We start from the raw sequence: 12,175 nt of genomic DNA on the forward strand, positions 1-12,175 counted from the left end.
AGTTAACCATAAATGCAATGTTTATGAAATGGCTTTGTTACAGCTTTTGCCTGCTTTTTGCGCTGCCTGTGATGGCGCAAACTTCCGTTGATTCCATGCAATTGATGAAAGATGTGAAAACGCTTTCCGCAGATAAGATGGAAGGCCGGAAAACAGGTACCCGCGGCAGCCGTATGGCGCAATTCTATATCCTCGACCGCTTCAAAAAAATTGGGTTATCCGCTTATCACGATACCTACGAATATCCCTTCTATTTCCAGGAAGGAGATAAGAAAATCATGGGCACTAACCTGTACGGCTATATTCCCGGTAAGCTGAATACAGTGATTGTTATTTCTGCGCATTATGATCATCTCGGTATTACCTCCAAAACGAATGGGGCGGACACTGTGTATAACGGCGCAGACGACAACGCTTCCGGCATAGGCGGATTACTGGCAATGGCTGCTTATTTTAAAACGCACCCGCCCCGTTATACCCTTATTTTCGCCGCTTTTGATGGAGAGGAGGAAGGACTCCAGGGTGCTAAAGCCTTTGTAGCACAGGCCCCGGTGCCGCTTACACAAATCCGGCAGAATATTAACATGGATATGATTGCCCATAACGACAAAAATGAACTGTATGTATGTGGCACATTCCAGTTTCCGGATCTGAAGAAGTATACCGATGATGTGGCTGCGCGCAGCAGCGTGAAACTGATAGCAGGTCATGATAAACCGGAAAGCGGTACAGACGACTGGACGAAACAGAGCGATCAGTATGAATTCTTTAAACAAAAGATCCCGTTCCTGTACTTTGGCGTGGAAGATCACCCGGATTACCATCATCTCTCTGATGAATATTCCCGCATTAATCATTCTTTCTATTACAGGGCAGTACAGGCGGTGCTGGAAGTGGTGAAGAAGCTGGACAGCGATATGCCGGAGAACAAATACAGCGGCGCTAAAACGATGTAAAAATAAAGGCCGGTAGTTCCGCAAAAGAAACTACCGGCAGTAAATATTATTGGTGGATGGTTTGTATCATCCCTTTAAATTTAGTGGATTCCAGCCTGTTGGCGGGTGTTACAGCCAGCCTGTTTCCGTTTAATTTTGCCGCGCGTCCCAGTGAGCCGGCGTCAACTCCCATATCAATGAGTGCCGCACGTAATAACGGATCGCTGAAGGCGCCCCAGTCGAGCGAGAAATCATCCTCTGCTTTTATATCTGCCGGAAGGCCACTAAAATAATCACCTTCGTTAGCTGAGTTTTTTGTCTGGAAGTTAACAGCGTACATATCATATTTACCAAAAGAGATATTAATGAAACCAACAGGTTTGCCATAAGTGTTGCTTCCTACCAGCTTGGTGGTCATTACCGGTTTCAGCACATTGTACAGCAGTTCACTGGCAGATACGGTATTACGTGTACCCAGGAATGTAACTTTGTTTAAGGCAAGTGCGCCGCTTTTCTGGAACTTCGCTGTTTTATAGGTAGTGGCTTCGCTGTAGAAGATATCCGACCAGTTTACGCTGGGATAATAAGGCACGGCCTTCATGTATTTGAAGTAGGGGCCGTAATTATTAGTATTCACGTTGTTATTGAAATACTGGGAATACATGGTGGTGTTGCTTTTGGCCGCAGGCACCAGGATATTGGCAAGATATTCCGCCGTTTCAATCAGCCCACCGCCGTTATATCGCAGATCAATAACCACCTGCTTTACTCCTGCCTTTGTATAAGCGTCAAAAATTGAGTCTATCTGCGCTTTTACGTCAGATAATGCTACGAAGTTATTAAAAACAAAGTAGCCGATTTTATTGCCGTTAAAGTCATATAAGTGAGAATAAAGAATAGGATTCAACTTATAATCTACACGGCTTAAATTAAACTGCTGGGTAGTGTTGTCTGGTTTACGGAAACCCCAGGAGGCACTGGCACTGCCGAAGGCAGTATTCAGCATATTATCCGTAGTACCGTCGTTTACCCTGAAGCGGGTGACCCCATTTACGTCAATTAACTGCCAGCCCCTTTTAATACCGGCTTTACCGGCCGGAGAGCCGGGGTATACATACACCACAAACAAGGTGGAGTCCGTTTGATAGCCTACTTCAAAGCCCATATCGCCCGCAATCCCTTCCTGTAGGGCCCTGGAAGTGCCGCCATTGTCTACAAAGCTGTACCTGTCGAGGTTATTGCCGGAAGCGTCTTTTTTATAGGTTCTCAATGCGTTAAACAGCACGATCGGATTTGCATATTGATTGGGTTTGAACGTTGCCGAGTCGGGCAAAACGTCGTTCCAGAGGTATATATCTTTCGCGATGAAAAAGACGCTGTCGTTGACGGAGCCGGTTACGCCATCACCTCCGCGGTTTCGCGGGGTATTACTATCCTTTTTATTACAGGCAGACATCAAAAAAATGAGCACTAAGCCAGTGAGTAATGAGTGGTAAAAGTTATTTGGTTGCATAGATCCTTTTTTATGCTGCATAACCGCTATGAATAAACGTTAAAACGGGTTGTTATTGTATGGGTCTGAAGTTAATGCCTTCAATACCCAGTTCTTCCGGAAGCACGCCGTTGTTTTTCAGGCCCACATTTACTTTATCCCGCCAGCGGATCTGTTCTGCAGCATTCAGTCCGTGATGGGTTTCCTGGTCGAAACGGTACTGGAGGCGGTTCATCTCCCGGAAAGACTGAAGGTACTGATATTGTATGATACTATCGTAGTCGTCGCGGTTCAATGCGGTTTGGCGGAGCTTCTGTTTAAACCGTTCTACCACCAGGCGGGTAATATCGAAATGAAGTTGTTCATGTGCCAGGGCATAGCTGTTCCTTGCTTCCGGCCTTACCCACGACGCGCTTTTTATAAAGAACACCTGAAGGTTTAGCGTGATCCGGAGGGTATCATTTACGAGGTTGCTGTTGCCCTCATAGGCAAAGCTGGTGTAGGAAACTGCAGCACTGGGGCCGTTAGGCGAAGGCTTTGCCTGAAAATCCTCCCATTGCAGTTTTCTTTCGAAATCATAATAAATAGTATCGGATCCGGGCGGTGCGGGCGTTTGTTTTTCTTCGAAATTCAGCTGTATGACGGTATAATGCCGGCCCTCCGGGCGTGGATTTTTATGTCCGGTGAACAATAGCAAAAAGCTCAGTATGGTAGCAGCAGACAGCATTATCGGTTAGAAGGTAATAAAATTAAGGGAATGGCCGGCTATCTGTTTCATGACGGAAAAATTTGGCGATTCTATAACATTTGAATACCGCTGTTTTAACAATCAATTCCTGCTGAAACGGTCTTTTTTCCGTAATTTACTAGCGACCAAAACAATCGCACTATGTACGGCGGTGGATATATTTTCGACGAACCCAACAGAAATCAGTTGCGGGAAGAACAGCAGCATGATGAGCCGGAAAAGCTCGCTGCTTTTGAGGAACGTATTGCCAGAGGGGAAAAGATAGAACCCGGCGACTGGATGCCGGTGGAATACCGGAGGCAGTTAATACGCCTTATTGAACAACACGCTCACTCAGAAATTATCGGGGCATTACCGGAAGGCACCTGGATTACGAGGGCGCCGGGCTTCAAGCGCAAACTGGCGCTAATCGCCAAAGTGCAGGATGAAATAGGGCACGGGCAGTTACTGTACAATGCGGCCGAAACACTCGGCAAATCAAGGGAAGCCATGATTAATGACCTGCTCAGCGGTAAATCCAAGTACTCCAACGTATTTAATTATCCGGCCGAGACCTGGGCAGATGTGGCTGTTATCGGATTTCTGATTGATGCCGCAGCCATTGTAAACCAGGTTGCCAATGCCAAGGGTTCGTATGGTCCCTATTGCAGGGCATTGGAGCGTATTTGTTACGAAGAAAGCTTCCATCTCAAACAGGGCCATGACGCGTTTATTGAACTGGCAACGGGTACGCCGGCGCAGAAGGAAATGCTGCAGGATGCCCTTAACCGCTGGTGGCAGCCTATTATGCATTTCTTTGGCCCTCCGGACAAAAGTTCCAGTCATAGTGAAAAACTGATGCAATGGAAAGTGAAAATGGCGAGTAATGATGATATGCGGAATCAATTCCTGGAGTCCTATGTACCTAAGATCTGGGAGTTGGGGCTCACCCTGCCGGATCCGGCGCTGCGCAAAAATGTGGAGACAGGCCGTTGGCAATATACGGACCCCGACTGGGATGAGTTTTTCCGGGTGATTAACGGCGGCGGACCCTGTAATATGGAACGGCTGCAAGTGCGCAAGTGGGCAGAAGAAAAGGGCCGTTGGGTACGCAAAGCGCTCATGAAACCAACAGAAAAACGGGTATTGCCGGTGGCCTAGGATGTGCCGGCAGAAATAGCAGCATCAAACTTTATCATTAAAACTATTCAAATATTCATGTCGAACGATTCTTTAGATCCCCGTGTAAACAGGCTGAAACTGGGCCAGGCCGGGGAAGTAGTGAAAGTGGAGGAGGGAGAGAACTGGAACATATACGAGGTATTTCACCAGGAGAAGAGAGGCGCGCATCATGAGCACGTGGGCTGTGTACATGCGCCGGACCCGCAGCTGGCGCTGGTATTTGCGAAAGAGCAATTTGCCCGCCGGAAAAAATGTGTCAATCTCTGGGTCGTGAAAAGTGCAGACATCCTGGCCTTTGATGTGGAAGATGAAGATATGTTTGCCAACAATATGGAGAAAACCTACCGGGATGCCAGTGGCTTTAAAGTGATGGAGAAGATCAATAAATTCAAACAATCCAAATGAACAACGCAGCACTAACAGATCTGATTATAAAAATGGCAGACGATGAACTGATTCAGGGACATCGTAATTCTGAGTGGACGGGATTGGGACCTGTGATGGAAGAAGATATTGCTTTTTCTTCCATGGCGCAGGACAAAATAGGCCATGCATGGGCGTTGTATCGCATGCTTCATGAAGATCTCGGAGGAAAAGATCCGGATACATTTGCATTTCTCCGTCCGGAGAAAGAATTCAAGTCGTCGCACCTGGTAGAGATGCCTAATGGTGAATATGATTTCAGCCTGATGCGGCACTTTTTATTTGACCTGGCCGAATCAGTCCGTTATGAAAGTTTACAGGACAGCAGTTATGAACCTTTCCGGCTATTGAGCAAAAAAGTAAAGGGGGAGCTGAAATATCATACGCTGCATGCAAATGCATGGATTATGCAACTGAGCCGGGCGGGAGAAGAAAGCTACGACCGTATGCAGCAGGCGCTCGACCAAACGATTGCACTGGCGGCGGGAATTTTTGAACCCTCGCAGCTATATGAAGAGGCTTTGATTGTAGACAAGGTATATCCTGGTGAAACGGCGTTGTACCATCGCTGGCTGGATCGGATTTACCCGGTATTGGTAAAGGCCTCCCTGAACCTGCCGGAGATAAGTGCTATTGTTCCGGTGTATGGCGGCCGTCATGGACTTCATACGCCGCACCTGCAGCCTTTATTGAGAGAAATGAGTGAAGTGTTTAACCTGGATACGGAGGCCAGCTGGTAAATGATGTCTTCCAAAACAATTACGATAGCCGATGTATATGCAGCACTGGAAACGGTGATGGACCCGGAGATCCCGGTATTGAGCGTAGTGGATCTGGGAATGATCACCGGTGTGGATCTGAATGACTCGGCGGTGCATATTAAAATGATTCCCACTTTTGCGGCCTGCCCGGCGGTGAGTTATATCCGGCATAACATTAAAACAGTGCTGGAAAAAGAACTTGGTATAGCCGTTAGCGTTGAAGTGGACAAACAGGAGCACTGGCATAGCAACCGGATGACGCCTGCCGCCAAGGAAAAGCTGAAAACCTTTGGCATAGCCCCTCCCAAAGTATTGACGGGAGAGGTAAGCGCAGAACTTATGATGGAGGTTCCCTGCCCGCATTGCGGCAGCGAACAAACTTATTTACGTTCTCCTTTCGGCTCTACGTTGTGCCGTGCGATCCATTTTTGCAAGAACTGCGGCCAGGTGTTTGAGCAATTCAAACCACTGGAATAAGCCTTATTTCCATGTTCCCGCTATAAATACCTATTTTTACACGCATTATGAAGTAGCCATTGGCAATTTATACGATGAAAACATGAGAATAGGCTTGTATTTTGGGTCTTTTAATCCTATACACACGGGGCATTTGATCATTGCCAATTACGTAGCGCACAATACTGATCTTGATAAAGTATGGCTGGTGGTTTCGCCGCATAACCCGCTGAAACCACAGTCGGCCCTGCTGAATGAACATGATCGCTTTCACCTGGTGGAGCTGGCCATCAAAGACGAAGTGCGGCTGCGGGCCAGCAACATTGAGTTTTCGTTACCCCGGCCGTCCTATACAGTGGACACGCTCACGTATTTGCAGGAGAAATTTCCAACACAGGAATTTGCCATCATTATGGGAAGCGACAGCTTTCAGAATTTACCGCGCTGGAAAAATTACGAACAGATCGTGAAAAATTATCCGATCTATGTTTACCGCCGGCCGGGGCATGAAATAACAGACACCTTTGGCGCCCGGATCGAAATACTGGATGCGCCTATGCTGGACATCTCCGCTACAGATATCCGAAAATGGCTGAAAGAAGGAAAATCTGTCCGTTTTATGGTACCTGATAATGTGATTAATTATATCTCCGAAAATAATTATTACCGCTGATTACCTTGTTCCGGGCGTATCGCGGACATCTGTATCGGTGGCCGGTTTCTTCTGCGCGATATCCCTTCTTTTTATCACAAACTCATTTCCGTAAATATCCAGCAAAAGGATAAACATAGAGATGAGTAACGGGCCGAAAATCAGGCCGATGAAGCCAAACAGGCTAACGCCAATGATTACACCGAATATAGTAATGAGGGGATGGACGTCTGCAATTCTCTTTGCCAGCAACATCCGCGCAACGTTATCGGAGGTGCCCACCACGCCGAATCCGTACACCAGCACCGCTATGCCCTGCCAGGTGCTGCCGGAAGCCAGTAAATAAACTCCCAGTGGCACATACACAGCGGCGGCGCCTATCACCGGCAGCATTGCGGTAAAACAGGTGATCACAAACCAGAAAAAAGGCTGGGGGATTCCAAAAATTAAATAGCCGATCAGAGAAATGACACCCTGTACCACCGCAATGAGGGGGATACCTACGGCATTGGCAATTACCAAAGTGTTGAACTCTTTACCCAGTCTTTCCACATTTTTATCTTTCAGGGGAATATACTCATAGAGGTTCTCTTCCATTTTCCGGCCGTTTACCAGCATAAAATACAGCATGAAATACATCAGGGCAATGGTAGTAAGCGTATTGAAGGTAGCGCCCAGGAACCCGGGTAAAAAGGCGGTGATATTTTCCTGTATTTTCTGCAGCCGTTCTGCGGTGAGCAGGCCGAATCCCAGGCTATTTTCCAGCCGGGCATTGGTTTGTTTGAGGCTGTTGATGAGTTCTGTGGAGTGGTTGGCGGCATAAGCGGCTTTGGCCCCGAGCATGTTTATCAGCATGCCTATGGGCAGCAGGATCACCAGGAAGGAGAGTACCATCAGCAGTGCAGCGGCAAGATTTGTTCTCCACTTACGTTGTTCTACCAGTTTGAACATCCATTTCCTGCTGATTACATACAGGGTAACAGCTCCCAGGAAGCCGGGAAAAAAGGTGAACATCTCCATAAACAGGAGCACAGCAAGAAATAGGATCAGGAGTAAAAAGCCAATTTGTTTAAGGCGGTCGTTGTCAAGATAGCTCATAGTACATAATATCGTGTAATTATCCGGTATGTCAAAAAACAGACCGGCCGCACCGTTATACTTTTATAAACCCTAAACAAAATTACGGAGAGCTTGTTCTTATTTGGCGGAGGTTTAACACAGCTTTTTATTCAATTGTCATTTATGGAATAATGTTTGTTGCACCTCTGTTACCAAAAAAGAAAACCTAATTTATAACATCTTAAAAACCTTTAGTTATGAGTAACAGTTCCAAAGCCGTGGTTTCATTTATTGTAGGTGCAGCCGTGGGCGTTGCAGTAGGGTATTTCCTCAATTCCGATAAAAAAGATGAGCTGGTAGAAAAATTAAGAGATCAGTCTGAAAAGCTGAAAGAAAAATGGAGAAAGAAGAAAGATCAGTTCCAGGATGAGTTAGAGAATGAGTTGGCATAACCCCATTTGAATAAATTGATTTGCATGGAAGATAATTTCAGCAACTATTTTTCCCAAACGGGAAAAGTAGCCAGGGAATACCTGGAAACCAGACTGGACCTGATTAAGCTCCAGGCAGCAGGAAAGCTGTCAAAAGCGTTGGGATTGTTTTTCTCTCTTTTGATGGCTTTCCTGCTGTTCTTTTTTGTGATTGTGTTCCTGGGCATGGTAGTAGGCTTCTGGATCGGGGAAATGACCAATAGTTTTACCATTGGTTTCAGCTGTGCTGCAGGATTATTTATATTGTTATTCCTGGTTATTTTATTGTTCCGTAAGCAGCTGATACAGCGGCCACTGGCTAAATTGCTGATTACTGAACTGGTAGATGAAATTACGGACCAGGATGAGCATTCCAATCATATTCACAATCAGCGGGCAAAGGAACATCCGGAGCAACCTGTAGATCCGGGGTATGTTCCTGATGAAGAAGCCACTGAAAACACCATGAAAGGATAAACAATGATAAATGTTTACACATGAGTAAGAAAATAGACAGCTTCGAATCACTGGAGCTGGAAATTACCCGGCTAAAAATGAAGTCCAGGCAGTTGGAAAATGAAATGGGAAACAGGGTGGATTTTTTCAGGGACAACTATAAAAAGATGGCCCTGAATGCTGTTATCCCCGGTAGCGCAAAACATAGCGGTGCCCTGAACGTAGCCATGAATGTGGCTAAGATGGCCTGGGGAAGTGGTAAATTTAAGAATTTTGCTACCGGGGCATTAATGACAGCACTTGAGTTTATAGGTGTTCAACTAGGTATCAACCTGTTTAACAAGGTGACGAAGGGTCGTCGAAAAAAGAAAGAGACAGTGGCTGAATAAAGGAAATCGGTTTCGGCAGGTATCCCATTACAATTATATCCGCGTTATCTGCGTCGGATCCTTTAATAAATCCACCTGCGCCATTATCCAGCATAAATGATATGCGCAGGGAAACGGTAACAGTTTTCCCCGAAGGATCCGCTGCAAAGGTAGGGAGCTGTTCTAAAACACGTTTTACCTCATCGCCAAGTGCTTTATCCGGCGTTTCCAGCAACTCTATATTATTGATGACACCGTTGGGCTGAATTTTATATTGCAGCCTGACCACACCGGCCGTTTTGCTTTGCTGGCTTGCCCTCGGATAGCGGACATTTTTTGCAAACACCTTGCGGTATGCGTGCTCTCCACCTGGAAAGCGATTCAAAAAGGTGGAGTCGGTAGTAATCCCTTTAGTGGCTCCATTACCTTCTGCCAATGCAAGGTCCTGCAGGTGCCGGGGGCAATTCTTCATTGGAAAAGGACCTATTCCGCCTTCCTTCTCAGCACAATAAAAGAAATAAGGTGTAAACGGAACTTCCATTGTTTCCCGCATTGACCAGGTACCGGACACCAGTTTGAAATCAATTGCTGTGATTTCCCCGTTCTTATTACGTTTGAGGGTCGGGATGTTCAGCGTTATACCTTTTTTTTCCAATGCATCCTTCATCTCCGCGAAGTCCTTATCAGAAGTTAATGGCGTAACCACTCCATAGAGCCGGTCGTTTTCTGTGGCCAGGTATTTAGTGCCCGCGTCGTTTTTTGATGATGGAGAAGTGGCCGCCAGAAGGCCCGCTGCCAGTGCAAATACCGGCAGCAGCAGCAGGTACCGCCAGGTACGTAGCCGGGGTGATTGGGTTTTGTTGATCATGAGTATTCTGTTTTTAATGAACGATTTACTGAAATGATTCACGATGGTTACGCGGCTGCCGGCCAGGCCTATCTTCAGTAAACTGTACTGGTAGGCATCCGGGGCGTCGGTGGTTTGGATGACGGCTTCATCTGCCAGGAACTCCAGGTTCAGCTGCAGCGCTCTTTTACAACGCCATGCAAAGGGATTGATCCAGCAAATGCAGCAGTAGAGGGCTGATAGCAGCATATCAGCAGAGTGGTATTGCTGTACATGCGCTTCTTCATGTTTGAGAACATGTTGCAATTCCGTATGGGCATGGGCGTTAGGATCGAAGAAAATGGTTCTCAGAAAAGAGAAGGGCGCTGTTATTCCGGAAAGCTGTACATAACGTATGTTATTACGCATGTATACATTGCCTGCCCGCACCAGGCGGCGGATCTTTAAGAGCTGCAGTATGTGCAGCAACAGCAGGAAAGCAGCTATTGCTATGTATGCTGCTACCAATATGGTACCACCGTGTTGCATCAGCGGGTCCCACCAGTGGTGTTCCACTGCGACACCGGTTACCGGCGTAGATGCGTGCGCGTTATCACTAAAGTAAACGCTTACCGGTGTTGCGGCTTCTGTTGATTTTTGCGTCCATTGCCATGCAGGGAGGGGAAGCAGCGGCAATATCGCTGAGAATATGAAAGCGCTCAGCAGAACGATCCTGTTATACCGGTAAAATGTTTCTTTTTTAAAACAGCTGATATACAGGAGATAAAAAAGCGTCATTGCACAGGATGCTTGCAGAATATATATAAACAGGGTAGGCATACACGTTATTTTTTATCTTTTTCGATCATTTTTACCAGCGTCTTCATGTCTTCCGCACTGATTTTTTCTTCCTTAGCGAAATAAGCCAGCATATTGAGATAGGAGTTATCAAAGAAAGTGTTGAGTACCTTTTTCATAAAAGTGTCTTTATAACTTTCCTTTGCAATGGTGGGGTAATACTCGAAGGAGCCACCATATTCATGATGGGCGAGATACCCTTTATCTTCCAGTCGCTTCATGAGCGTAGCGATGGTGTTGTAATGCGGCTTCGGGTCGGGGAGCTGCTCGATGGCATCCTTTACAAATGCTTTTTCGAGATCCCACATTACCTGCATTAATTCTTCTTCTTTACGGGATAGCTTTTTCATAACACTAATCTATAACTATTTCTGTAGTTTAAAAACTATTTTTGTAGTATTAAACTATAAACGTAGTTAATGGATTGAATGTCAATGAGAAAAAAATTCTGCAGCAGGTGATTATCCCCAAACTTTGGTGCCTTCACTGCAGTTAGCGCAGATATCTATGTTTTTGCGGGTTTCGAGGATTTGGCTACGGAAACGGATATACTCTTTATTATGCCACAGTGTTTTGAAGGATTCTTTTTTCAGATCGCCCAGCCTGTGCTGTGCATCTTTGTCGAAGCAGCAGGGTACTACCAGGCCATCCCAGGTAACCACCGGGGAATGCCACAGGCGCCAGCAATGATTGCTTAGCTTGTTTTTTATGGCGTAGGTACCATCTTCGTTGCGATGGTAGCGGGAGTATTTATCGATGGTAGGAATTAAGCGGTTGCCTTCTTCATAATCATATACCTGCGCAGTTTTAAACCGCACCTGGTCTACGCCTATTTCCTTGGCCAGCCGTTTAATATCTTCTATCTGGTGTTCATTGGGTTTTACTACAAGGAACTGGAAAAAGACAAAAGGCTTGGATGAATTCAGCTCTTTTTTCCATTTTACGATGTTTTTTGCACCCTGGATCACTTTATCCAGGTGGCCGCCTACCCGGTACTGCGTATATACGTCCTGGGTAGTACCATCGATAGAGATGATGAGCCTGTCCAGTCCACTTTCCACTGTTTTCTTCGCATTGACGTCTGTGAGGTAGTGGGCGTTGGTGGAGGTAGCGGTGTAAATTCCTTTATCGGCCGCATATCTCACCATGTCCAGGAAACCGGGATTGAGATAAGGTTCTCCCTGGAAGTAAAAGATCAGGTATAGCAGTTCTTTGGAAATTTCATCGATCGTTTTCCTGAAAAAGTCCTGTTCCAGCATGCCGGTAGGGCGGGTAAAGGCCCTGAGCCCGCTGGGGCATTCGGGGCAACGGAGGTTGCAGGACGTAGTAGGTTCAAAAGATATAGAAATAGGATAGCCCCACTGAACCGGTTTGTTGGTCCACTTGCTCATGAAATAGCTTCCAAGTACTTTGCCGGCATTTAAACCGCGGCGCAGTGTAAACTTTGAAAACAAATTAAGGGTATCCTTCAGGTTAAAATCGGGCATAAAAAATCACTTGACCGCTGTAA

The 12,175-nt window shown here is 46.3% G+C and carries 15 protein-coding genes; 9 read left to right on the forward strand and 6 right to left on the reverse strand.

Annotated elements, in window-relative coordinates; translation table 11 throughout:
* Positions 1-23: 23 nt before the first annotated feature.
* The gene (locus QFZ48_RS11025) at positions 24-956 is read left to right on the forward strand and encodes a M28 family peptidase (RefSeq protein ID WP_429043072.1); all 933 of its coding nucleotides are present in this window, start codon (positions 24-26) and stop codon (positions 954-956) included.
* Between the two features lie 46 nt (positions 957-1,002).
* On the opposite strand, the gene QFZ48_RS11030 is transcribed toward QFZ48_RS11025, so the two are convergent.
* A complete protein-coding gene (locus QFZ48_RS11030; protein WP_429043069.1) occupies positions 1,003-2,448 on the reverse strand; it encodes a S41 family peptidase in 1,446 nt (481 codons plus the stop codon).
* A gap of 52 nt (positions 2,449-2,500) precedes the next feature.
* Positions 2,501-3,154, reverse strand: coding sequence for a hypothetical protein (locus tag QFZ48_RS11035; protein WP_429043068.1), 654 nt, complete (start codon positions 3,152-3,154; stop codon positions 2,501-2,503).
* 162 nt (positions 3,155-3,316) lie between these two features.
* On the opposite strand from QFZ48_RS11035, the gene paaA reads away from it, so the two are divergent.
* Genes paaA through nadD form a run of 5 tightly spaced genes read left to right on the forward strand, consistent with a single transcriptional unit; the run spans position 3,317 to position 6,649 of the window.
* Positions 3,317-4,315 carry a 1,2-phenylacetyl-CoA epoxidase subunit PaaA gene (gene paaA / locus QFZ48_RS11040; RefSeq protein ID WP_429043065.1) on the forward strand — a complete coding sequence of 333 codons (999 nt, stop codon included), beginning with the start codon at positions 3,317-3,319 and terminating at the stop codon, positions 4,313-4,315.
* A 57-nt stretch (positions 4,316-4,372) separates the two neighbouring features.
* A complete protein-coding gene (locus QFZ48_RS11045; protein WP_429043062.1) occupies positions 4,373-4,741 on the forward strand; it encodes a hypothetical protein in 369 nt (122 codons plus the stop codon).
* On the forward strand, positions 4,738-5,499 hold the full coding sequence (gene paaC / locus QFZ48_RS11050) for a 1,2-phenylacetyl-CoA epoxidase subunit PaaC (RefSeq protein ID WP_429062274.1): 762 nt from the start codon (positions 4,738-4,740) through the stop codon (positions 5,497-5,499). The genes QFZ48_RS11045 and paaC overlap by 4 nt, the downstream gene beginning before the upstream one ends.
* Before the next feature lie 3 nt (positions 5,500-5,502).
* The gene (gene paaD / locus QFZ48_RS11055) at positions 5,503-5,997 is read left to right on the forward strand and encodes a 1,2-phenylacetyl-CoA epoxidase subunit PaaD (RefSeq protein WP_429043057.1); all 495 of its coding nucleotides are present in this window, start codon (positions 5,503-5,505) and stop codon (positions 5,995-5,997) included.
* A complete protein-coding gene (gene nadD / locus QFZ48_RS11060; RefSeq protein ID WP_370908840.1) occupies positions 5,972-6,649 on the forward strand; it encodes a nicotinate (nicotinamide) nucleotide adenylyltransferase in 678 nt (225 codons plus the stop codon). The genes paaD and nadD overlap by 26 nt, the downstream gene beginning before the upstream one ends.
* On the opposite strand, the gene QFZ48_RS11065 is transcribed toward nadD, so the two are convergent.
* Complete coding sequence (locus tag QFZ48_RS11065) at positions 6,650-7,726, reverse strand: AI-2E family transporter (protein ID WP_370908839.1); 1,077 nt, start codon at positions 7,724-7,726, stop codon at positions 6,650-6,652. It lies immediately after the preceding gene.
* A gap of 218 nt (positions 7,727-7,944) precedes the next feature.
* Between QFZ48_RS11065 and QFZ48_RS11070 the strand changes: the two genes are divergently transcribed.
* From QFZ48_RS11070 to QFZ48_RS11080, 3 genes are read left to right on the forward strand one after another with little or no spacing between them, the layout of a single operon-like run.
* On the forward strand, positions 7,945-8,139 hold the full coding sequence (locus tag QFZ48_RS11070; RefSeq protein WP_291916028.1) for a YtxH domain-containing protein: 195 nt from the start codon (positions 7,945-7,947) through the stop codon (positions 8,137-8,139).
* A 24-nt stretch (positions 8,140-8,163) separates the two neighbouring features.
* Positions 8,164-8,634 (forward strand): hypothetical protein, encoded by a 471-nt coding sequence (locus tag QFZ48_RS11075; protein ID WP_370908838.1) that lies wholly within the window; start codon positions 8,164-8,166, stop codon positions 8,632-8,634.
* A 20-nt stretch (positions 8,635-8,654) separates the two neighbouring features.
* Positions 8,655-9,002 carry a hypothetical protein gene (locus tag QFZ48_RS11080; protein WP_429043052.1) on the forward strand — a complete coding sequence of 116 codons (348 nt, stop codon included), beginning with the start codon at positions 8,655-8,657 and terminating at the stop codon, positions 9,000-9,002.
* On the opposite strand, the gene QFZ48_RS11085 is transcribed toward QFZ48_RS11080, so the two are convergent.
* The 3 genes from QFZ48_RS11085 to QFZ48_RS11095 all read right to left on the reverse strand — a co-directional run bounded on the left by QFZ48_RS11085 (position 8,950) and on the right by QFZ48_RS11095 (position 12,152).
* Positions 8,950-10,647 (reverse strand): TonB family protein, encoded by a 1,698-nt coding sequence (locus tag QFZ48_RS11085; protein ID WP_429043051.1) that lies wholly within the window; start codon positions 10,645-10,647, stop codon positions 8,950-8,952. The two genes, QFZ48_RS11080 and QFZ48_RS11085, sit on opposite strands and share 53 nt — an antisense overlap.
* Before the next feature lie 5 nt (positions 10,648-10,652).
* Positions 10,653-11,015: a BlaI/MecI/CopY family transcriptional regulator gene (locus QFZ48_RS11090; RefSeq protein WP_370908835.1), complete on the reverse strand. Its 363-nt coding sequence runs from the start codon at positions 11,013-11,015 to the stop codon at positions 10,653-10,655.
* Between the two features lie 111 nt (positions 11,016-11,126).
* Positions 11,127-12,152: an SPASM domain-containing protein gene (locus QFZ48_RS11095; protein WP_429062275.1), complete on the reverse strand. Its 1,026-nt coding sequence runs from the start codon at positions 12,150-12,152 to the stop codon at positions 11,127-11,129.
* Positions 12,153-12,175: the final 23 nt, after the last annotated feature.

It is taken from the genome of Chitinophaga sp. W2I13, assembly GCF_050434005.1.
GTDB lineage: Bacteria > Bacteroidota > Bacteroidia > Chitinophagales > Chitinophagaceae > Chitinophaga.

Excerpts from the sequence above, each read along its gene's own strand:
- QFZ48_RS11025 (WP_429043072.1), top strand. The coding sequence starts at position 24 with ATGAAATGGCTTTGTTACAGCTTTTGCCTGCTTTTTGCGCTGCCTGTG.
- QFZ48_RS11030 (WP_429043069.1), bottom strand. The coding sequence starts at position 2,448 with ATGCAACCAAATAACTTTTACCACTCATTACTCACTGGCTTAGTGCTC.
- QFZ48_RS11035 (WP_429043068.1), bottom strand. The coding sequence starts at position 3,154 with ATGCTGTCTGCTGCTACCATACTGAGCTTTTTGCTATTGTTCACCGGA.
- paaA (WP_429043065.1), top strand. The coding sequence starts at position 3,317 with ATGTACGGCGGTGGATATATTTTCGACGAACCCAACAGAAATCAGTTG.
- QFZ48_RS11045 (WP_429043062.1), top strand. The coding sequence starts at position 4,373 with ATGTCGAACGATTCTTTAGATCCCCGTGTAAACAGGCTGAAACTGGGC.
- paaC (WP_429062274.1), top strand. The coding sequence starts at position 4,738 with ATGAACAACGCAGCACTAACAGATCTGATTATAAAAATGGCAGACGAT.
- paaD (WP_429043057.1), top strand. The coding sequence starts at position 5,503 with ATGTCTTCCAAAACAATTACGATAGCCGATGTATATGCAGCACTGGAA.
- QFZ48_RS11065 (WP_370908839.1), bottom strand. The coding sequence starts at position 7,726 with ATGAGCTATCTTGACAACGACCGCCTTAAACAAATTGGCTTTTTACTC.
- QFZ48_RS11070 (WP_291916028.1), top strand. The coding sequence starts at position 7,945 with ATGAGTAACAGTTCCAAAGCCGTGGTTTCATTTATTGTAGGTGCAGCC.
- QFZ48_RS11075 (WP_370908838.1), top strand. The coding sequence starts at position 8,164 with ATGGAAGATAATTTCAGCAACTATTTTTCCCAAACGGGAAAAGTAGCC.
- QFZ48_RS11080 (WP_429043052.1), top strand. The coding sequence starts at position 8,655 with ATGAGTAAGAAAATAGACAGCTTCGAATCACTGGAGCTGGAAATTACC.
- QFZ48_RS11085 (WP_429043051.1), bottom strand. The coding sequence starts at position 10,647 with ATGCCTACCCTGTTTATATATATTCTGCAAGCATCCTGTGCAATGACG.
- QFZ48_RS11090 (WP_370908835.1), bottom strand. The coding sequence starts at position 11,015 with ATGAAAAAGCTATCCCGTAAAGAAGAAGAATTAATGCAGGTAATGTGG.
- QFZ48_RS11095 (WP_429062275.1), bottom strand. The coding sequence starts at position 12,152 with ATGCCCGATTTTAACCTGAAGGATACCCTTAATTTGTTTTCAAAGTTT.